The sequence below is a fragment of the Enterococcus pallens ATCC BAA-351 genome (assembly GCF_000407485.1).
Classification (GTDB): domain Bacteria; phylum Bacillota; class Bacilli; order Lactobacillales; family Enterococcaceae; genus Enterococcus_A; species Enterococcus_A pallens.
This window is the reverse complement of the sequence record NZ_ASWD01000001.1, coordinates 1,215,142-1,233,220: the sequence shown is the minus strand read 5'-3', so window position 1 is coordinate 1,233,220 and position 18,079 is coordinate 1,215,142. Positions and strand designations below refer to the sequence as shown.

The following is an 18,079-nucleotide window of genomic DNA, read 5'->3' as shown; positions in this document are numbered from 1 at the left end:
ATACAATGGATAACGATAAAAATCAATATATTTCGATAAAAAACAATAAAAGAGGGATACTATGCTAAAAAGTGAAAGACAAGAGCTGATTTTAAACCGGGTGGAGCAATACGGAAAAGTTGTCGTCAACGAGCTGACGGAAGAATTAGCCGTGACGGAAGACACCATTCGCAAAGATCTTCAGGAATTATCCAAGGCTGGATTGGTGCGGCGGGTTCATGGGGGAGCCATTCGAACCGATAAATCACTTAAACCTTTTGAGCAGCGAATCAATCAAGACAGCAGCAGAAAGCAGGCCATTGCCAAGGAAGCGGTACAGTTTCTGCACCCTGATCAGGTAATTTATATTGACAGCGGAACTACTAATCTGAGCTTTAGCAGCGAAATTCCACTAAGCTTTAAAGGAACGGTAGTAACCAACAGTCCCTCCATTGCCCTGAATCTTTCAGATCACTCCGAATTGAGAATTCGGCTGCTGCCCGGGGAATTAAACAAAGAGACCAAAGTCATTGAGGGTTCTGACACCATTTCGGCCATTCGAAACATCAATTTTGATTTATGTATTTTAGGAGTCTCTTCGATCGATATTAATAAAGGCATCACTGTTCCTATGATGGAGGAATCCTTGTTGAAGCAACAGGTCATTAAACAAAGCTCTCACGTGATTACCATTATCACAGCAGATAAAATCGGGTCATCATCTACTTATTTCGTAGATGAAGCCAAGGCTCTGGATGTTCTCGTGACGGAAAAAGACATACCGGATAATTTGATTACACCTTATCAGCAGGAAGGGATTCAGGTGATCTATTGATTCAGCACAAAAACCGCCTTACTTTTTCTTCAGTAAGGCGGTTGCTTATTGCTTTTACAAATTTAATTAGTCAGGTTTTTTTAGCTGTACGACATCCTCCACTAGCTGGTCGATCACAGGATCCTGTAGATAGTTCTTCAAGGTGATAACCTGCATATTCGGATGCGATTTACGTGTTCGTTCTTCTAAATCCTGATGAACCACAACAATGTCGCTGTCGCTTGGAACATCTTCAATTCGGTAATTTTTGACTTCAATATCAGTCACTCCGGCTTTTTTCAACTTGTTCTTGAAGGTTGTTGCCCCCATCGCACTGCTGCCCATACCGGCATCGCAGGCGAAAGAGATTTTAGTATAATTAGTTGATGCAGTAGCTTGACCTGCTAACAATTCTTTTCCTTCTGATTTCATAGATTTTGATTTTTCAGCAGCGGCTGCAAAGGTGTCTTCTTCCTCATCAGTCGTCTTGTCAGCCTTCAAAATCACTGAAGTCACTAAGAAAGACACAATCGTAGCTGTCGCTACGCCTGCAATAACTCCTACGAAATTTCCTCTTGGTGTCAAAGCTAGATAAGAGAAAATCGAACCTGGACTTGGACCAGCCACAAGACCCGCGCCAAATAATTGGAAGGTGATGATCCCGGTCATTCCACCAGCAATCATTGAAAGAATCGTAATCGGTTTCATTAGTACATAAGGAAAATACAATTCATGAATTCCGCCAAAGAAATGGATGATAATCGCACCCGGTGCAGTCCGCTTGGCTGCTTTTTTGCCAAAGAAGGAATACGCCAGTAACAAGCCCAAACCAGGTCCAGGATTAGACGCCACCATAAAATAAATTGATTTGCCCGCTTCCAGAGTTTGTTGCATGCCTAGCGGATAGTATACCCCTTGGTCAATCACATTGTTTAAAAATAAAACTTTAGCTGGTTCATTGATTAAAGACAGCAAGGGCAAAAAGCCGGTCGAAACTAACGCTTCAATAGCATTGGTCACACCCTGATTGGCTGCTTGAATCGTCGGACCAATCAAGAGATAGGACAAAATCATCAATAGAAAACCAATAATTCCAATTGAGAAATTATTTACCACCATCTCAAAACCTGCAGGAATTTTTCCATCTAGAAACTCATCGGTTTTCTTCATTAACCAGCCGCCTAAAGGCCCAACCACCATTGCGCCCATGAACATTGGAATATCGGCTCCAATAATCAAGCCCATCGTACCCAATGCTCCTAATACGGCTCCCCGTTGTCCACCAACCATTCGTCCGCCAGTATAAGCTAACAATAAGGGCAATAAATAACTAACTGTTGGACTAACCAATTCATTCAACGATTCATTGGGAAACCAGCCGGTCGGGATAAATAGTGCGGTGACAATTCCCCAAGCAATAAAGGCACCGATATTAGGAAGCACCATATTGGTTAAAAATCCGCCAAAGGCTTGCACTTTAGCTCTGGTAGATACTTGCTTTTTCTCATTGGACATTTCCATCTTTTTTCCTCCTTGAAATTTACTCTTCCACTAACGCTAACAACGCTTCTTCAGTTTGTATATTTAACAGCATCTCATATAAGTCTACATCACTTAAGATTTCAGCCAAGTCAGCCATCAGTTCCAAATGTCCGTCCGGCGAATCTGAAGCTAGTACGAAAAATTGCTCTACCGGTTCCTCCTTCGGAAACAGGACTGGCTGTTCCAGCTTCATAAAACTGATCCCTACCCCGTTGCTGCCTAATTCAGGTCGGGCATGGGGCATAGCGATTTTTGGCAAAATAATAATGTAATTGCCGTTGTCGATGACATTTTGGATCATCGCTTGAATATAGCTTGGTTGAATGATGCCTTTTTGCAGCAAGGGCTGCGCAGCAGTTTCGATCGCTTGCTGCCAGGTTTCCGCCATTGGTAAAAACTGACAATTTCCTTGCAACTGTTCTCTAAGCATGGGATTCTCCTTCCAGTAATACTCCTTTGTCTTGGCTGACCGCTTGATAAATATCAGCGACTTCTTTTACTAGTTGGCTATTCATTTGCGATATTTCTGTCGCAGTAGTTGAAAAACCTTTTTCTTGAATCATGTTCTCTAGTTTAACTGCCTCGTCATCTTCATCATTACGATAAAGATAGGCAGCTGCGATGATTATCAAGCCATTTCGATAAGCTAAGTTCAATTCAGCTAATCCTTTTACCGGCGCAACCAACCGATCGTCGCCTTGTAATTTTCGGATCGGCGAACGCCCCACTCGATCAACACTATCAGACAAACGTGAATTGCCATGACGCTTCAAGGTCTTAGCAATAAAGCTGTCTAGCTCTGCTTCTGGTGTTTGATACTTTTTCATAAAGTACTGTTTGTTTTCCGCTAAAAATCCATGTACGATTTTTTCCAGTCGTGCATCCTTCATGGCGGCTTGTATCGTTGGATAATCAAATAACGCGCCTAGATAGGCAAAAGCCGCATGCGCCGCATTAACGATATACAACTTTCGTTCAATATAGGGCTGCATCTCTTTAACAAACGTTGCTCCTTCAATCGTAAAAGGTGTTGCTGGATCCCACTGCTCTTGGCTGATCACCCATTCAAAATAAGGCTCAACAACAGCTACCGCTTTGCCAGCTACTTCATTTGATAGGGCTTGGCGGTCAATTGCAGTATCAACGAAAAAAGCATAGCAATTAAAGAGCGAGCGGTCTGCTTCTACTAAATGTTCTTCTACTGCTTTTTTAAGCAGGGTACTAGCATTAATAATATTTTCATTAGCTAAAATATTGATAGGCTGCTGCCGCTCTTTGAAGCGTTTTGTCAAGGCTTGCGCCAAAAGCGGAGCGATGCGAGAAAGATTATTTGCCCCTACCGAAGTCGTAATCAAATCTGCCGTTTGAATTGCGTCAATCACTTTTTCCGGTTCCTCAAGTGAATTGAAAGCCTGCACCTGATCAATAAACACTGTCGTTTCTTCCTCCGCCAGCAGCTCTACCGAGTAACCAGCATCTTGATTCAATTGATTAATCAACGACTGAGCAGTGTCTGCATAACAAATTTGAAATCCATTGTCATGCAGCACCTGGCCTATAAAGCCGCGACCAATATTGCCCGCGCCAAAATGAACTGCCTTCATTCCTGTCACCTACTCTAAATTCGCATGATAGCGCCACAGGCCATGCATGTCGATTTCTTTTTCTTCAATTAATGTCAAGGCAATCGAATCCCCCAGCAATAACAAGCATTGTTCAAATAAGCTGGTCATTGGCTGAATCGAGGGAATCTCTCCAGCTAGATTCAGCTTGGTTTGAACCGGAATTCGTACGAAGATATCGGCATATTCCCCCATTGAACTATTGGGATTCGAACCAATATGAGCCACCGCTGCGTCGAAGCTCTTGGCTTTTCTGGCGATGGTCAAAGGAAAAGCACTTTCTCCGCTGCCTGATCCGACGATCAATAGATCTTTGTCGGTGATTGCCGGCTCGGTAATCTGACCAACGACCACGGTGTGGATGCCAATATGAGCCAACCGTTTGGCAATTGCTTCTAAAGAAAGCAGCACTCGGCCAACTCCGACGAAGAAAACTTTTTCCGCCTGCTGGATCGCCTGCATCAGCTGATCCACCTGTTCTTCTGAAATTCCTGCCAAAGTTGCGGTTAATTCTTCGGCAATTTTTTGTTCTGACGTTCTAAATGACATTTGCCTTCACCTGTGTCCCTTCTGCCACTGCCTGCAAAACTTTTTCCTTATTCTCCGCAAGCGTTGCGCCTTTGACAAACAAACTAGTACTGCCCAAAACTAAATTGTCAGCTCCAGCTTCGACCAACTGTGCGATGCTGTCTAAGGAAACACGGCCATCCACCTGCAGCTCAGCTACGGGATTAACTGCTTGAATTTTTGTGCGCAGGTCACGAATTTTCTTAGCAGCATAAGGCACCTGTTTTTCATTTTTATTTGTAGCAAAGCCTGGATTAATCAGCATTAGGCACACCAGGTCGATTTCTGGTAATACATAATCCAATACAGACAAGGAAGTCGCTGGGTTTAACGCCAAGCCAACCTTGGTTCCAGACTGCTTGATTAATTGAATGTAACGATCGACATGCAAGCTGGTTTCATGGTGAAAGGTAATGCTTTCCACGCCGATCTTCAACATTTCCTGAATAAAGTACTCATTATCATTAGCCATAATATGGATATCAAAATTCATTGAGGATACTTCACGCATCCGTTTAATCGTCTCTAATCCTAGCGGCATGCTGGGACTAAAGCTGCCATCGATCACATCAATGTGCAGCGTATCAATGCCGATATCTGCCAGTTCCTGCATTCCTTGCTCTAAATTCACTAAATCAGCACACATAATTGACGGGGACAACTTCACTTGGTTTTTCATTGCTCCTGCTCCTCCATTGGAATGTCGTGTCCAAGAAATCCTCCGTCCGCGCGTTTGAGTAACAACGAAATATTTCTTGATTACACATTCATTGTAAACGCTCCACTAGCACAAGTCAATACAAACATGCATATTTTTGCTTTTTATATGCTTGTTTATGCTGGTAAAACAGAAACGAATTGACACAAACCCGCATGCATGGGAAAATAGAAGCAGTAAAAGATGGAGGAATCAGCCATGTTGAAAGAAGAAAGACAGCAAAAAATCATCGATATTTTAAATATTGAACAAAAGGTTATCGCCAGTGATTTAAGCCAACGCTTCAATGTTTCGGAGGATACTATTCGGCGGGATTTGAAGGAGTTGGACAGTCAGGGTATGCTGAAGCGTGTGCACAGTGGGGCCTTACGGGTAGGTCCGCCAATTACCGACTTTTCTTATCGAGAAACCGTCGACAGCGAAATAAAAAAGGCCCTCGCCCATAAGGCACTGCCTTTTTTAAAAGAAGATTCGGTGATTATTATTGATGGCAGCACGACAAATTTGGCCTTAGTCAAAGAAATCCCCCACGATTTTCGGGCAACTATTATTACCAACAGTCCCCCGATTGCTGTGGAGCTGGCTCAGCATGCACAGGTCGAGGTCATCAATATCGGCGGGATTTTTTATAAGCAGTCTATGATCAATCTAGGTGTAGAAACCTACAAAAACCTGCAAAACATTCGTGCCGACTTGTACGTGATGGGCATCTACAATATCGACATTGATGCCGGAACCAGCGTACCAACCCTGCAGGAAGCCGAAATTAAACAGCAAATGACCCGTGTCTCCACCGAAGTTCTGGGAATGATCACTAACGACAAATTCGGTACTATCAGCAATGCTATCGTGGGGCCGGTAGATGATTTGAGCTTTCTGATTTCCGAGGATATTCCGGAAAAGGTGCGCAAGGAATACAATAAGAAGAAATTGTTGTTGATTGACTAAAGAAAAACACCTAACTACTCAAACCTGCACGAATCAGCAGAGAATGATAGTTAGGTGTTTTTTTAGTTCTTAAGTAGTATTTAAAGGATTTCTTTGAACATTTCAATAGTTTCTTCAACTGTCGGTAGGTACGGATTGGCCCCTGCACAAGCATCCAATTGAGAATTTTCTGCTAATTTTTGCAAATCAACCTCATGAACGCCCAAATCAGATAATTTCTCAGGAATACCGACTGTTTTTGAAAGAGCCTTGATTTGCTCAATCACATAATCAGCACATTCTTGATCAGATTTTCCAACAGTATCTAGACCGATAACTTCTGCAATTCGACGGAAGCGTTCAGGTACCACTTTAGCATTTTCGCGTTCAACAATTGGTAACAGCATCGCATTACATACACCATGAGGTAAATCGTACAAACCACCTAATTGATGAGCCATTGCATGAACATAACCTAAGCCTGCATTGTTGAAAGCCATCCCCGCTAAGAAAATAGCATAAACCATGTTTTCTCGAGCATCAAGATTATGACCATCCTTAACCGCAGTTGGCAGGTTGTCAAAAATCAGTTTTACTGCTGCTTCTGCCACTACATCGGTAACTGGGAAAGCTCCCGGGGTAACTAGAGCTTCAATCGAGTGAGTCAAGGCATCAATGCCAGTAGCTGCTGTTAAATCAGCCGGCTTGTCTACCATTAATTCTGGATCGTTTACCGACATCAGTGCTAAGCTGTTGCGATCAATCATGATCATTTTCACACCACGATCTTCATCAGTAATCACATAATTAATTGTAATCTCGGCTGAAGTTCCAGCTGTGGTATTAATAGCCACGACCGGCAACGCTTTTTCTGTAGTTTTGTGCATTCCTTCATAGTCTTGCATCTTGCCACCATTGGTAGCCAAGATAGCAATTCCGCTGGCAGCATCTTGGGGTGAACCACCGCCTAATGAAATAATGAAATCACAATTGTTTTCCTTTAGTAAAGCTAAACCTTCTTCCACACTGGCAACAGTTGGGTTTGCTTTAACATTGTCAAAAATCAAATATTCTACACCAATTTCATCCAACGGTTTTGTAACCTTCGGCAAAATATCGCTGCTGCTTAAAAATTTGTCGGTAACCAATAAGGCTTTTTTGAAGCCTAGCGGTTTGATGTGCTCACCGATATTGTTGATACACCCTCTACCCATGATGTTTGTTGCTGGTACATAAAATACATGTTCTGCCATAAAAATGAACCCTCCATTTTTTATTTTTTTTACCTAAACCTTGCGATAGAAAAACTGCTTCCTGAGCAGTTCCTCTTACTCTAAATTTGCGTGACGTGGAAACATGGTATCTGTGGTTTCATTGACCAATTCCATCAGGGCCATAATCATGGCATCATAGATCAAGAAGCTTAATTGTTCGTAGGATGAACCCATTGGCTGAACTGATTTTCCGACTAATTCCTCATCCTCAACCTTAGGCGAAGCTCCTGGTAAAACAAATTTCACATCAGCCATTTGTCCAATAGTTGAATCAGGATTAATGGTATTCAAAGCAATTTTGACCCCGTTTTTCTGAGCCTTTTCCGCCATCGCTACTAAGCTTTGGGTTTCCCCTGAGCCAGAACCAATAATCAACAGATCTCCTTCATGAGCACTGGTAGTTGTTATATCACCCACGATGCTTACATTAATACCCAAATGCATCATACGATTGGCAAACGCTCGAATCGCTAATCCGGAACGTCCCGCTCCAGCCACAAAAACTTTCTTAGCCTTCGGGATCATTTCTACAAAGGCATTCAACTGTGAACCATTTACTTTTTCCAGATTAATGCTTAATTCTTTTAGAATCATCTCTGTGTTTTTTTTTACATTTACCATTCTGCTTACCCCTTTTTCAATGCTTCTGCAATCAGACGTGCTTCTTTGACCGGATCTTCGGCGTTCAAAATGCCACTGCCAACGATTACGATATCAGGATTTAATGCCATATAATCATTGATAGTTTTACTGCTGATGCCGCCAGCTACTGCGACTTTGACATTTTTGACGTGCTTTTTCATTTCAGTTAGATCTTCCAACGGTGTTCGCCCAGCTGCCTGCTGGTCTGCTCCAGTGTGGACGGCGATGACATCAACACCTAAACTTTCTACAGCCGGAACTCGGGTTGCTAGATCATCTACACAAATCATATCCACCATAATTTGTCTGCCTTGCTTAGTAGCTTCTTCTACACAACCTTTGATAGTCAAATCGTCGGTTACACCTAATACAGTCACATATTCTGCACCGACATCGAAAGCCAGTTGCGCTTCATAAGCACCTGCATCCATAATTTTGGCATCACACAATACTTCTAGTTGAGGAAATTTGGCTTTAATTTGACGAACAGCTTCTCGACCCGCATCGATAACAAATGGTGTACCCACTTCAACAATGTCTACGTATTCCGCTAATGGTTCCAACTGGACTAATGCTTCTTCTAAGTTTAATTCGTCGATCGCTAATTGTAATTTCATGGTTTATTCTACCCCTTATATTCTGCTAAGATTTTTTGGAACAATGGTGTATCCTTTTTGATTTTACTAAATTTGCTTAAGGCTACTTCTATACCGTTAGCTTGAATTTCCTGCTGCAGTTCTACTGCTTGTTCATCGGCTGGATTTTCAAATTTCAACAAAGCTGCGATACATTTTGCCAAGGCGTCATTTGTGAGGCCTTTTTTGGCTAATTGAACTGCAGGTGCTACTAAGCGGTCAGTTGGATCTAATTTTCTTAATGGTGAGCGACCAACTCTTAAAACATCATCCATCACAAAAGTAGCTGAAAAACGATCAATTGATTCATCGATTTTCTTAGTTAACTCCTGTGGTGTAAAACCATATTTTTGTTCAAGCAGTTTTGCTGACTCCTCCATAGCTGCAATGGCAGTTGCTTTAATTTCTTGATCCTTCAAAGCATCCTGCACAGTTGGAAATCCTTTAACAAAGCCCAAGTAAGCCAGTGCTGCATGCCCACAATTGACAATATAAAGCTTGCGTTCTAAGTAAGGTTGAAGCTCCGCAACGTACGTAGCTCCCTTAATTGGTTCTTTACGGAATAGTGGTTTTTCTTCAATAACCAATTCAAAGGCAGAATCAATTTCAACACAGCTCTTGCCATCAACTTCTTTCCCCAAAGCTAAACGGTCTACTGAGGTATTAGCAAATTGGGCAATCTCCGACAATACTTCTTCAGACACATGCTTCAGCAGCACACCTCGCAAAATATCTGAAGCAAATAGTGCATTCTCACAGGCAATGACATTAACTGGCAGCAGGCCACGGTTATGACGAACATGTAGACCTTTGGCTAGAACTGGCGCAATCCTTGGCAGATTATCAGCCCAAACTGATGTTGTTACCAAGTCAGCTTCACAAATGGCTTCAATTACCTTTTGTTCTTCAGTTAGAGAGCTGACTGCTTTGATATTGTTGATCACCACTTTTCGATTGTCTTCATTTAAGATATACAGCTCATAGCTTTGCTCTTGATTCAATTGACGTACCACTTTGTCAGTCACTTCTACAAAGGTAATATCGTAGCCGCTTTTATGCAGCAAGTCTCCGATAAATCCGCGACCAATATTTCCGGCTCCAAAATGTAATGCTTTCACGTTTAAACCACTCCTTCAAATAACGCAGCGACCTCTTCTTGAGATTGAGCGCTGACTAGCTTTTCAATATTTTCTTCATCACCTAAAAGTCCGGCAATCTTCGCCAGCATTTCTAAATGTTCGTCATTTTTTCCAGCAATACCGATCAGCAATTTGGCTTCTTTACCTGGTCCAAAGGATACTCCTTCTGGCACTTGTAGAAAGGAAAGACCCGAATGCTTGATGTATTGCTGCGAGCCATCTACTCCATGAGGAATAGCGACCTGACTGCCAATATAAGTTGAAACAACTTCCTCTCTTTGCAGCATGCAGTCGATATAGTTTTCATCAACATAGCCGTTTTCTACCAGCACACGACCAGCCGTTTTAATAGCCTCCTCTTTGTCGGCTAAGGTAAGGCCTAATTTAATATTTTTTAATGGCAGGATTTCTTTCATATTCTTTCACCTCTACAATAGTTTTTCGGTAACGTAATTTTTAATTCGTTCACCCAATAATTCGCGGATTTTGTTTTCTTCACATTGCTCAAATAATTGGATGGATTCCGGCGTTTCAATAATCAGCATAGTGATCATACTTAACAGATCTGCTATAATACTTTGATCCTTTTTAGGTGACACGACTAAAATCACACTGGTTACTTCCATCAATTCTTTTTCCATAGAGGAGAAAACAATGTTTTTTTCTAAATCAAAAACAATGAACAAGGGCTGCTCAATTTTTTCAGTCTGGCAATGAATATAACCTAGTCGAGTGTTGGGAATACCAAAATACGATTCCAGCTTGGCCTTTTCCGCATAATCCACCAGCAGTTCAGTATCCTTCGTATAGCCTTTTTCAACCAAGTAAGTGCCTAAAATATTCAAAATCGGTAAATCTTGAAATTCAGGATCAATTCTTATGGTATGGAAATTTTTCAACACCTGACTACTGTATCTGGCGATTAGACTCAACTCCTCCAGTTCACTTGGGAGCTGTGACACATCTATCGGTTTTTTTGGAATCAACAGCTCTTTGCGATGGAGCTTACTGAAACGAATCGTTTCTAACAGTTTTTTGACTTCCGCTAATTCTTTCTTATTCAGCAGTGGCGAAACCATCACATAATCCTGAACATCCAACGGTAGTGAAACAGTGGAGAAGATTACATCGTATTGTTCTAAGTCTTCTTGTGTTAGCTTAAGAAAGCTCACAATTTTTTTAATTTCAATTTCAGGAATTTCGCGGATCAAACGGTTTGCCAGCATTTTGGAGGAGCCCATCCCGCTAGAGCACACCACTAGCGCCGAAATTGATTTATCCAAAACCTTGTCTAAAGCCACTGCAAAATGGAGAACCAAAAAGCCAATCTCATCTTCAGGAAATTTGTCTTCTTTAAATACATATTCCGCTGCAATCTTAATCGTTGAATACAATTTCTCATAGCTGCGACGAATTTCCTTCAACATTGGATTCTTAATGGTAATGCCGCTCCTAGTTCGTGCCAAGGCTCGATCCAGATGTTCAAACAGCGCCTTTTGTAAATGAGCATCTGTTCGCAGACGACAACCCATGCTAGTTTCTACAAAGACAATGAAATCATGTACTTTATTGACTAAGTCCAATTCCTGTATATCTTCGGAAAGCTCCAAGCTCTGAAAATTATTGTTAATAGATATTAACCATTCTAAATAATTCTCTTCACTTTCACTTAAGGTAATATCAAAAGTTCTTTGGATAAGTTCCTTGAATTCCTGATAAATTTCGACGGGATTATCCTTGCGTTTGACCATATTATCTAAATAATAATTGTTGTTGTGATCCCAGTTAAGCCGTTTCACCATAATAGAAACTAGGAAAACGTAATCTTGAAACATGGTATCGGCCACTTGAATTTTCTTATCCCGAAACAATTGTTCTAAAAGCTGGAAACTCTTTTTAATGATTGAATGATATTGAAAATCACTCAACAGCTTAAAATAAATTGAACTACTGTGCTCTTGATCAATCCAGTGAACCAACTCTACAAAGGAAATGTGATCACGAAAAATATTAGACAAAAGCACTCGTTTCTTCGTTTCAGATCCAGTAATTAGAAAGCCGTCTCCTTTTTTTACGACTAAATCCAGATCGTAAAAGTCTAATTCTCTTTTGATCTGCTGCAGGTCATTGCGGATTGATTGAACTGAAACATTCAGTGTCTCAGCAAAATACTGAGCCTTCACATATTCCTGTTCATGCAGCAAATAAAAGAGTGTGGCATTGACCCGATCCTCTGTTGTCAGTTCATATTCCTGATCCTCACTCTCGAACAAGGTGTTCAATGCGTCTACCTCGGTTGAGGAACCAGACAGTTTCATCCCTTTGCCAGCTTCATTAATGACTTTTAGGCCATAATGTTCTACGGTTTCGTACACTTCTTCTAGCTGACGATAGACCGTCCGATTGGTCACGTTCAAATGTTCTGCAATCTCACGTACTGAGACATAACTATTCAAATTTTCCATTAAGAGTCGCAAGATTTCTCTTGTTCGAGGAGTAATGATCACACTAATCACCTATTCATCTTTTAATTTCTTAACAATGGCGTCATACTGAGCACCATCCATAAAAGCACTTAAAGTTAGATATTGAATGTTGGGTTTATCCTTATTATTCTCCATAGCACGATCCAGCAAGTCTTCATGAGTAATGACTAAATCAGCATCATTAGGAATATTATTGATGGATTTATTAATGACTTCCATATTCAACATCGCCTTGTTCACCTTGGTCTTTAGCATTGAAGCACCCATTGCGCTGGAACCCATTCCGGCGTCACAAGCTACCACAATTTTGTGGATTCGACTTGGATCAATTTCGCCAGTGATTGTTTGTCCAGTATTGGTCGCCGCAGCAACATGTTCTAAAGCTGCCCCATCATTGATAGGACCCACTTCCGTTTCGATTAACTCTTCGGTATCGTCTACCATGGTTTTGTCTCGCTTCAGCAGGAAGCTGGCAATTAAGCAGGAGACACCCATTCCGGCGAAGTAGCCCACGATATTTACAATAAAGCTTCCCTTTGGTGTCATCAATAAGAAAGCAATGATACTTCCCGGTGATGGTACTGCTACTGTTCCGCCACCGAAAAACTGGAAGATCGTCAGTGAAGTCATACTGCCAAAAATCGGCGCCAATACCAAGATCGGTTTCATCAAAATGTACGGGAAGTAAACTTCCGCAATTCCACCGAACATGACGATGATAGTAGAAGCTGGTGCAGTTTTCTTTGCGACTCCTTTACCAAAGAAACAGAAAGCCAGCATAACACCTACCAGTGGACCACTGTTTCCTTCAACTAGGAATAAAATTGATTTACCAGTTTCCACCACTTGTTCAATTCCCAATGGTGACATGATCCCGTGGTTGATTGCATTGTTTAAGAATAAAACTTGAGCTGGAGCAACAAAAATACTAGTTAAAGGAATCAGATTCTTATCGACAAACCAGTTAACACCAGTTGATAAGCCTGATAGAATGACATTGAAAATCGGTTCAATTGCAATTAGGCCAAGAATCATCAGTATGCCACCCACTATACCGATTGAGAAATTGTCTACCAGCATTTCTAAACCTGGTTTGACTTTTCCTTCATACAATTTATCGACCTTACGAATAATTATGGCAGCGATTGGTCCCATAACCATTGCTCCCATCAGCATTGGCATATCTGATCCAATGATAATACCCATTGTTGCGACAGCTCCAATTACTCCACCTCGTCGGTCGTACACATTTGCACCTGCTGTGTAGGCAATTAATAATGGCAACAAATATTTGATTGAAGGGTCTACCAACTGACCCAGCGTTTCATTTGGGAACCAACCGGTTGGAATAAATAAGGCTGTAATTAATCCCCAAGCGATAAAAGCGCCAATATTCGGCATAATCATCGAACTTAGCATACCGCCAAATTTTTGTACCTTCGTTTTCCAATCAACACTTTTACTTGGAACGGAAACTTTACCTTCCATTGAATATCCTCCTTAACGAATCATCTTAATTAATTGTATAAGCGCTTTCTACATTCTTATCATAAGTTGTTTTAGGCCCCGAGTCTATCGTTGGTAGTGCTAAATATTTCAAAGAAGAGTGTGACATTTTTGTGCCAGCAAGTATTGTCACTGTTCTTAAAGACCTAGTTTCTAAATAGAAAAAACAGCTTCTGCCGGAAAACCAGTAGAAACTGTTTCATTAAAAGCTATCTAGAATTTTGGGTTAACAGCCTGGCTAACAAACCAGTAACGATCGTTCCTGCTAAAACTGAAGTCACCATTAGTCTTGAGATAAAACGAATCGATTGAGCTATTACGAAAAGAATTGCTTTTCCAAAAAATTATATGTTCCACTAATAGCACGCTCTCCTTTTTCCTATTCGAGATTGGCATGTCGTGGAAACATGGTATCAGTTGTTTCATTGACTAATTCCATCAGAGCCATAATCATGGCATCATAAATCAAAAAACTCAGTTGTTCATAAGAAGAACCCATCGGCTGAACTGATTTCCCTACTAGTTTTTCGTCCTCAACCTTAGGCGAAGCACCTGGCAGAACAAAAACAGCATCTGCCATTTTGCCAATAGTTGACTGAGGATTTATAGTATTCAGCGCTACCTTCACCCCATTTTTCTTAGCCTTTTTCGCCATTGCTACCAAGCTTTGGGTTTCTCCTGAACCAGAACCAATGATTAGCAGATCCCCTTCATGAGCACTGGTCGTTGTAATATCTCCCACTACACTCACATCAAGTCCTAAATGCATCATCCGATTTGCAAAACCACGAATCGCTAATCCAGAACGACCAGCACCAGCAACAAAAATCTTCTTGGCTTTCGGAATCAATTCCACAAACTCATTAAGCTGAGCACCATCCACTTTATCTAAATTGATTGTCAATTCCTTTAAAATTATTGCGGTATTCTTTTTTACATCTATCATTTGCTTTACTCCTTTTTCAACGCTTCAGAAATTCTACGCGCTTCTTTCACCGGATCTTCTGCATTCAAAATCCCACTTCCCACAATAACAATATCCGGCTCAAGTGCTAAATAATCATAAATGGTATGACTGCTGATTCCGCCAGCTACCGCGACCTGAACCTTTTTTACATGCTTTTTCATTTCTGCTAAATCTTGTAGAGGCGTCCGACCTGCGGCTTGTTGATCAGCTCCAGTATGAACGGCAATCACATCAACACCCAGACTTTCTACGACAGCAACCCGAGTAGCCAAATCTTCCACGCAAATCATGTCCACCATAACTTTCTTGCCTTGCTTGGTTGCTTCTTCAACACAGCCTCTAATCGTTAAATCATCAGTCACTCCTAGTACGGTTACATATTCGGCGCCAGCATTAAAGGCCAGCTGTGCTTCATAAGCTCCTGCATCCATTATTTTGGCATCACATAGAACCTCCAGTTGGGGGAATTTAGTCTTGATTTGACGAACAGCCTCTCTACCGGCATCTATCAAAAAAGGCGTACCAACCTCCACGATGTCTACATATTCATTTAGTATTTCCAATTGTACTAAGGCTTCTTCTAAACTTAATTCATCAATTGCTAACTGTAATTTCACTGTTCAATCCCATCCTTCTATCCTAAAAATCCAAATGCTTTTCCTAAAATACCGATACCGAAAATGACAAAAATAATCAACAATGGACTCACATTTTTCTTTAATAACCAAGAAACGAACAGGGTTAAAATCAATGCCAACATTCCAGGCATAATACTGTCTAAAATATCTTGAACCGTTTGGGTAACAATCTTCCCATCATCGCCAGTAATTCTGGTAGCCACAATCGGAATATTTATAGTTGTCCACTTGCTGACTAAAGCTCCCATAACAAACAACCCGACAATTGATGCCCCTTCGGTCAATTTCTTTACACGGTTACCAGCCATTTCCTTAATAATTTCATTTCCTTTTTCGTAGCCGTATTTTAAACCGAAATATTTGGTTACTAAACGAATGGCATTAATTGATAAAAAGAACAATAGAGGTCCACCAATACTACCGCTTAATGCTAAAGAAGCACCTAATGCTGCCAAAACCGGACGAAGAGTTCCCCAAAAAATCGGATCTCCGACCCCAGCCAATGGCCCCATCAAACCAATCTTCATCGCAGAAATAGATGAACCCGGCAGCTGCTGTTCGCCAACTAAAGCATGTTCTTCCTCCATGGCTGCCGTTACCCCAAAAATTGGAGCTGTCAACCATGGATGGGTATTGAACCATTCCAAATGTCTTTTCAAGGCCGCATTTCTTTCTGGTCCGGGCTTGTAAAAACGTTTGATAGCCGGGATCATAATAAAGCAGTACCCCATTGCCTGTACCCGTTCAAAATTCATCGAGCCTAAAAGAAAATTTGATCGCAGAAACATGCTGTTGATATCTTTTTTGGTTAATCCTTTTTGTTCCATTTTCGTTCCTCCCCTTTACATATCCAGATCATCATCTAAACTGTCATCGATCATTCCGGCATTCGCGGTAGCTGTTTGGACAACTGTTCCTTCGTTGCGGTATTTCAATTGCAAGAACAGAAAGGCCATACATAATCCCAAGCCACCAAAACCAACTAAGTTGAATTCAGTAAAGGCTGCGAACAAGAAACCGATATAGAAAAATGGTTTTAAATGAGGAACGTCCATCATATTTATTACCATGGCATAACCAACAACAACAATAATTCCACCGCCGATTTGCAGCCCGCCAGTAATTACTTCAGGAATTTGACCTAGAAAATTACGTACTGCCTGCGCGTTAATTAAACAAATGATCAAGGTTGGAATCATTACTCGCAACGCCTGGAGACCCATGGCCGTTACATGCATAATTTCAATTCCTTTATAATTGCCGTTTTCTGCATACGTATCTGCGCGGTGAATAAAAAATACGGTAATTGTTCGAACAAAAATAGTTAAAGCTTGTCCTGCTGCTGCTAAAGGTACGGCAATAGCTATTCCCTCACCAACGCCTTGATTAGCTGTGATAACTAAAATAGTTGAAATAACAGAAGCAATTGCGGTGTCTGGTGCCATTGCCAGCCCTACGTTCATCCAGCCCAGCGCCATCATTTCCAACGTTCCACCCAAAATAATGCCAGTGGTTACATCTCCTAATACCAATCCAACTAGAGTACAGGCAACTAAGGGCCGATGAGTTTGCGCTTCGTCCAAGACACTTCCCACACCTGTGATGGCTGCCACAATCATTAAAAGAATAATTTGAATGACACTCATTTTTACAACTCCTAACTTTTATTTGTTTAACTCATTTTGCAGCATACGTATAAAATCAACACTTTGGTCCCCTGGCAGTTGACGCAATTCCAGTTTCACTCCCAGCTGATCCAGCTCGTTGAAGGCTTTGATATCTGATTCCTTTACACTGACCGCTTTGGTTATCTGCTTACGGTCCGTTTCAAACCTCATGCCCCCCACGTTTACTTCTTTGATATCCACACCCTGTTTCACGAGCCGAACAATATCCTCGGGATTTTCAAACAACAACATCGCTTTAGCATCTGCATATTTAGGCGATTTATAGGCCCGGGCCATTTTATCAACGCTGACGGCACTCGCTTTGATATTGGATGGTGCTACCGACAAAACCAGGGTTTTGCGCATTTCATCACTGGCTACTGCATCGGATACAACAATGATCCGTTCAACCGGACGCAGCTTCACCCATTTTGTTAAAACCTGCCCATGAATAAACCGGTCGTCAATTCGTGCTAATTCAATTTTCATAACTCATCATCCTCCAAATCAGTGTGTTTGATTTTACTTATTTCCTCCGAAAAAACCTTAGCGCTGCTTTCTCCAATGGTTTTGGCCACCTTGGTTAATTCAACTAACGTCTGGTCCTTTTGTGCTGCCGTCTCTAACAGCATGGGTAAATTCACTCCCGTTACAACGTCACAGTTCATTTGACCATAAATTAGCTGGGTGGCTGCGTTGTAAGGCGTTCCTCCGTAAACATCTACCAGAAATAGAACCTCTTCATCTGGAAATAGACAAATCTGCTCCTGATATTTCTCCTGTAATTGAGGAATACCTTCTCCTTTTTTAAATGGAACAGCTTTGACCTTTTCATCAGTACCGAACACCATCTCAAAGGCATCCAGCAATCCCAATGAAAATTCTCCGTGACCACTAACAATGATGACTGACATTTTTTCGCTCCTTTCCTTTTCAGTTACTTAACTAAAAGCAAT

General features: G+C 41.4%; 20 protein-coding genes. 2 read left to right on the top strand and 18 right to left on the bottom strand.

What is annotated here, in order from left to right; all coding sequences use genetic code 11:
- The first annotated feature begins 61 nt into the window (after positions 1-61).
- Positions 62-814 (top strand): DeoR/GlpR family DNA-binding transcription regulator, encoded by a 753-nt coding sequence (locus I588_RS05870; protein WP_010758050.1) that lies wholly within the window; start codon positions 62-64, stop codon positions 812-814.
- 66 nt (positions 815-880) lie between these two features.
- On the opposite strand, the gene I588_RS05865 is transcribed toward I588_RS05870, so the two are convergent.
- Genes I588_RS05865 through I588_RS05845 form a run of 5 tightly spaced genes read right to left on the bottom strand, consistent with a single transcriptional unit; the run spans position 881 to position 5,203 of the window.
- Positions 881-2,314: a PTS mannitol transporter subunit IIBC gene (locus tag I588_RS05865; RefSeq protein ID WP_010758049.1), complete on the bottom strand. Its 1,434-nt coding sequence runs from the start codon at positions 2,312-2,314 to the stop codon at positions 881-883.
- 19 nt (positions 2,315-2,333) lie between these two features.
- Positions 2,334-2,765 (bottom strand): PTS sugar transporter subunit IIA, encoded by a 432-nt coding sequence (locus I588_RS05860; protein ID WP_010758048.1) that lies wholly within the window; start codon positions 2,763-2,765, stop codon positions 2,334-2,336.
- On the bottom strand, positions 2,758-3,939 hold the full coding sequence (locus I588_RS05855; protein WP_010758047.1) for a mannitol-1-phosphate 5-dehydrogenase: 1,182 nt from the start codon (positions 3,937-3,939) through the stop codon (positions 2,758-2,760). The genes I588_RS05860 and I588_RS05855 overlap by 8 nt, the downstream gene beginning before the upstream one ends.
- A 9-nt stretch (positions 3,940-3,948) precedes the next feature.
- Complete coding sequence (gene hxlB / locus I588_RS05850; protein ID WP_010758046.1) at positions 3,949-4,506, bottom strand: 6-phospho-3-hexuloisomerase; 558 nt, start codon at positions 4,504-4,506, stop codon at positions 3,949-3,951.
- Entirely contained in the window at positions 4,496-5,203 is a 708-nt protein-coding gene (locus I588_RS05845; RefSeq protein WP_010758045.1) for a ribulose-phosphate 3-epimerase, read from the bottom strand. The genes hxlB (I588_RS05850) and I588_RS05845 overlap by 11 nt, the downstream gene beginning before the upstream one ends.
- Positions 5,204-5,440: 237 nt before the next feature.
- Here I588_RS05845 and I588_RS05840 point away from each other — a divergent pair, with 237 nt between their 5' ends.
- A complete protein-coding gene (locus tag I588_RS05840) occupies positions 5,441-6,190 on the top strand; it encodes a DeoR/GlpR family DNA-binding transcription regulator (protein ID WP_010758044.1) in 750 nt (249 codons plus the stop codon).
- Positions 6,191-6,270: 80 nt separating this feature from the next.
- Here the strand turns inward: I588_RS05840 and I588_RS05835 are convergent, their stop codons facing one another.
- The 13 genes from I588_RS05835 to I588_RS05775 all read right to left on the bottom strand — a co-directional run bounded on the left by I588_RS05835 (position 6,271) and on the right by I588_RS05775 (position 18,037).
- On the bottom strand, positions 6,271-7,422 hold the full coding sequence (locus I588_RS05835; RefSeq protein ID WP_010758043.1) for an iron-containing alcohol dehydrogenase: 1,152 nt from the start codon (positions 7,420-7,422) through the stop codon (positions 6,271-6,273).
- A gap of 75 nt (positions 7,423-7,497) precedes the next feature.
- On the bottom strand, positions 7,498-8,064 hold the full coding sequence (gene hxlB / locus I588_RS05830) for a 6-phospho-3-hexuloisomerase (RefSeq protein WP_010758042.1): 567 nt from the start codon (positions 8,062-8,064) through the stop codon (positions 7,498-7,500).
- 5 nt (positions 8,065-8,069) lie between these two features.
- Positions 8,070-8,702 (bottom strand): 3-hexulose-6-phosphate synthase, encoded by a 633-nt coding sequence (gene hxlA / locus I588_RS05825; protein WP_010758041.1) that lies wholly within the window; start codon positions 8,700-8,702, stop codon positions 8,070-8,072.
- An 8-nt stretch (positions 8,703-8,710) separates the two neighbouring features.
- Positions 8,711-9,838, bottom strand: a complete 1,128-nt coding sequence (locus I588_RS05820) for a mannitol-1-phosphate 5-dehydrogenase (protein WP_010758040.1) — start codon at positions 9,836-9,838, stop codon at positions 8,711-8,713.
- 2 nt (positions 9,839-9,840) lie between these two features.
- The gene (locus tag I588_RS05815) at positions 9,841-10,275 is read right to left on the bottom strand and encodes a PTS mannitol transporter subunit IIA (protein ID WP_010758039.1); all 435 of its coding nucleotides are present in this window, start codon (positions 10,273-10,275) and stop codon (positions 9,841-9,843) included.
- Between the two features lie 12 nt (positions 10,276-10,287).
- A complete protein-coding gene (locus tag I588_RS05810; protein ID WP_139244086.1) occupies positions 10,288-12,375 on the bottom strand; it encodes a BglG family transcription antiterminator in 2,088 nt (695 codons plus the stop codon).
- Positions 12,376-13,833, bottom strand: a complete 1,458-nt coding sequence (locus I588_RS05805; protein WP_010758037.1) for a PTS mannitol transporter subunit IIBC — start codon at positions 13,831-13,833, stop codon at positions 12,376-12,378. It lies immediately after the preceding gene.
- Positions 13,834-14,230: 397 nt separating this feature from the next.
- Positions 14,231-14,797, bottom strand: coding sequence for a 6-phospho-3-hexuloisomerase (gene hxlB, locus I588_RS05800; protein ID WP_010758036.1), 567 nt, complete (start codon positions 14,795-14,797; stop codon positions 14,231-14,233).
- 5 nt (positions 14,798-14,802) lie between these two features.
- Positions 14,803-15,435: a 3-hexulose-6-phosphate synthase gene (hxlA, locus tag I588_RS05795; RefSeq protein ID WP_010758035.1), complete on the bottom strand. Its 633-nt coding sequence runs from the start codon at positions 15,433-15,435 to the stop codon at positions 14,803-14,805.
- 17 nt (positions 15,436-15,452) lie between these two features.
- Positions 15,453-16,283, bottom strand: a complete 831-nt coding sequence (locus tag I588_RS05790) for a mannose/fructose/sorbose PTS transporter subunit IID (RefSeq protein WP_010758034.1) — start codon at positions 16,281-16,283, stop codon at positions 15,453-15,455.
- 15 nt (positions 16,284-16,298) lie between these two features.
- Positions 16,299-17,102, bottom strand: a complete 804-nt coding sequence (locus tag I588_RS05785) for a PTS mannose/fructose/sorbose transporter subunit IIC (protein ID WP_010758033.1) — start codon at positions 17,100-17,102, stop codon at positions 16,299-16,301.
- Between the two features lie 18 nt (positions 17,103-17,120).
- Positions 17,121-17,612, bottom strand: coding sequence for a PTS sugar transporter subunit IIB (locus tag I588_RS05780; protein ID WP_010758032.1), 492 nt, complete (start codon positions 17,610-17,612; stop codon positions 17,121-17,123).
- Complete coding sequence (locus tag I588_RS05775) at positions 17,609-18,037, bottom strand: mannose/fructose/sorbose PTS transporter subunit IIA (RefSeq protein ID WP_010758031.1); 429 nt, start codon at positions 18,035-18,037, stop codon at positions 17,609-17,611. Before I588_RS05775 ends, I588_RS05780 begins: the two co-directional genes overlap by 4 nt.
- Positions 18,038-18,079: the final 42 nt, after the last annotated feature.

What these genes read in the sequence shown, in the direction of transcription:
- I588_RS05805 (WP_010758037.1), bottom strand. Translation starts at nt 13,833, where the DNA reads ATGGAAGGTAAAGTTTCCGTTCCAAGTAAAAGTGTTGATTGGAAAACG.
- I588_RS05835 (WP_010758043.1), bottom strand. Translation starts at nt 7,422, where the DNA reads ATGGCAGAACATGTATTTTATGTACCAGCAACAAACATCATGGGTAGA.
- I588_RS05815 (WP_010758039.1), bottom strand. Translation starts at nt 10,275, where the DNA reads ATGAAAGAAATCCTGCCATTAAAAAATATTAAATTAGGCCTTACCTTA.
- I588_RS05840 (WP_010758044.1), top strand. Translation starts at nt 5,441, where the DNA reads ATGTTGAAAGAAGAAAGACAGCAAAAAATCATCGATATTTTAAATATT.
- I588_RS05860 (WP_010758048.1), bottom strand. Translation starts at nt 2,765, where the DNA reads ATGCTTAGAGAACAGTTGCAAGGAAATTGTCAGTTTTTACCAATGGCG.
- I588_RS05790 (WP_010758034.1), bottom strand. Translation starts at nt 16,283, where the DNA reads ATGGAACAAAAAGGATTAACCAAAAAAGATATCAACAGCATGTTTCTG.
- hxlB (WP_010758042.1), bottom strand. Translation starts at nt 8,064, where the DNA reads ATGGTAAATGTAAAAAAAAACACAGAGATGATTCTAAAAGAATTAAGC.
- I588_RS05780 (WP_010758032.1), bottom strand. Translation starts at nt 17,612, where the DNA reads ATGAAAATTGAATTAGCACGAATTGACGACCGGTTTATTCATGGGCAG.
- I588_RS05855 (WP_010758047.1), bottom strand. Translation starts at nt 3,939, where the DNA reads ATGAAGGCAGTTCATTTTGGCGCGGGCAATATTGGTCGCGGCTTTATA.
- hxlA (WP_010758041.1), bottom strand. Translation starts at nt 8,702, where the DNA reads ATGAAATTACAATTAGCGATCGACGAATTAAACTTAGAAGAAGCATTA.
- hxlB (WP_010758046.1), bottom strand. Translation starts at nt 4,506, where the DNA reads ATGTCATTTAGAACGTCAGAACAAAAAATTGCCGAAGAATTAACCGCA.
- hxlB (WP_010758036.1), bottom strand. Translation starts at nt 14,797, where the DNA reads ATGATAGATGTAAAAAAGAATACCGCAATAATTTTAAAGGAATTGACA.
- I588_RS05845 (WP_010758045.1), bottom strand. Translation starts at nt 5,203, where the DNA reads ATGAAAAACCAAGTGAAGTTGTCCCCGTCAATTATGTGTGCTGATTTA.
- I588_RS05865 (WP_010758049.1), bottom strand. Translation starts at nt 2,314, where the DNA reads ATGGAAATGTCCAATGAGAAAAAGCAAGTATCTACCAGAGCTAAAGTG.
- I588_RS05775 (WP_010758031.1), bottom strand. Translation starts at nt 18,037, where the DNA reads ATGTCAGTCATCATTGTTAGTGGTCACGGAGAATTTTCATTGGGATTG.
- I588_RS05785 (WP_010758033.1), bottom strand. Translation starts at nt 17,102, where the DNA reads ATGAGTGTCATTCAAATTATTCTTTTAATGATTGTGGCAGCCATCACA.
- I588_RS05870 (WP_010758050.1), top strand. Translation starts at nt 62, where the DNA reads ATGCTAAAAAGTGAAAGACAAGAGCTGATTTTAAACCGGGTGGAGCAA.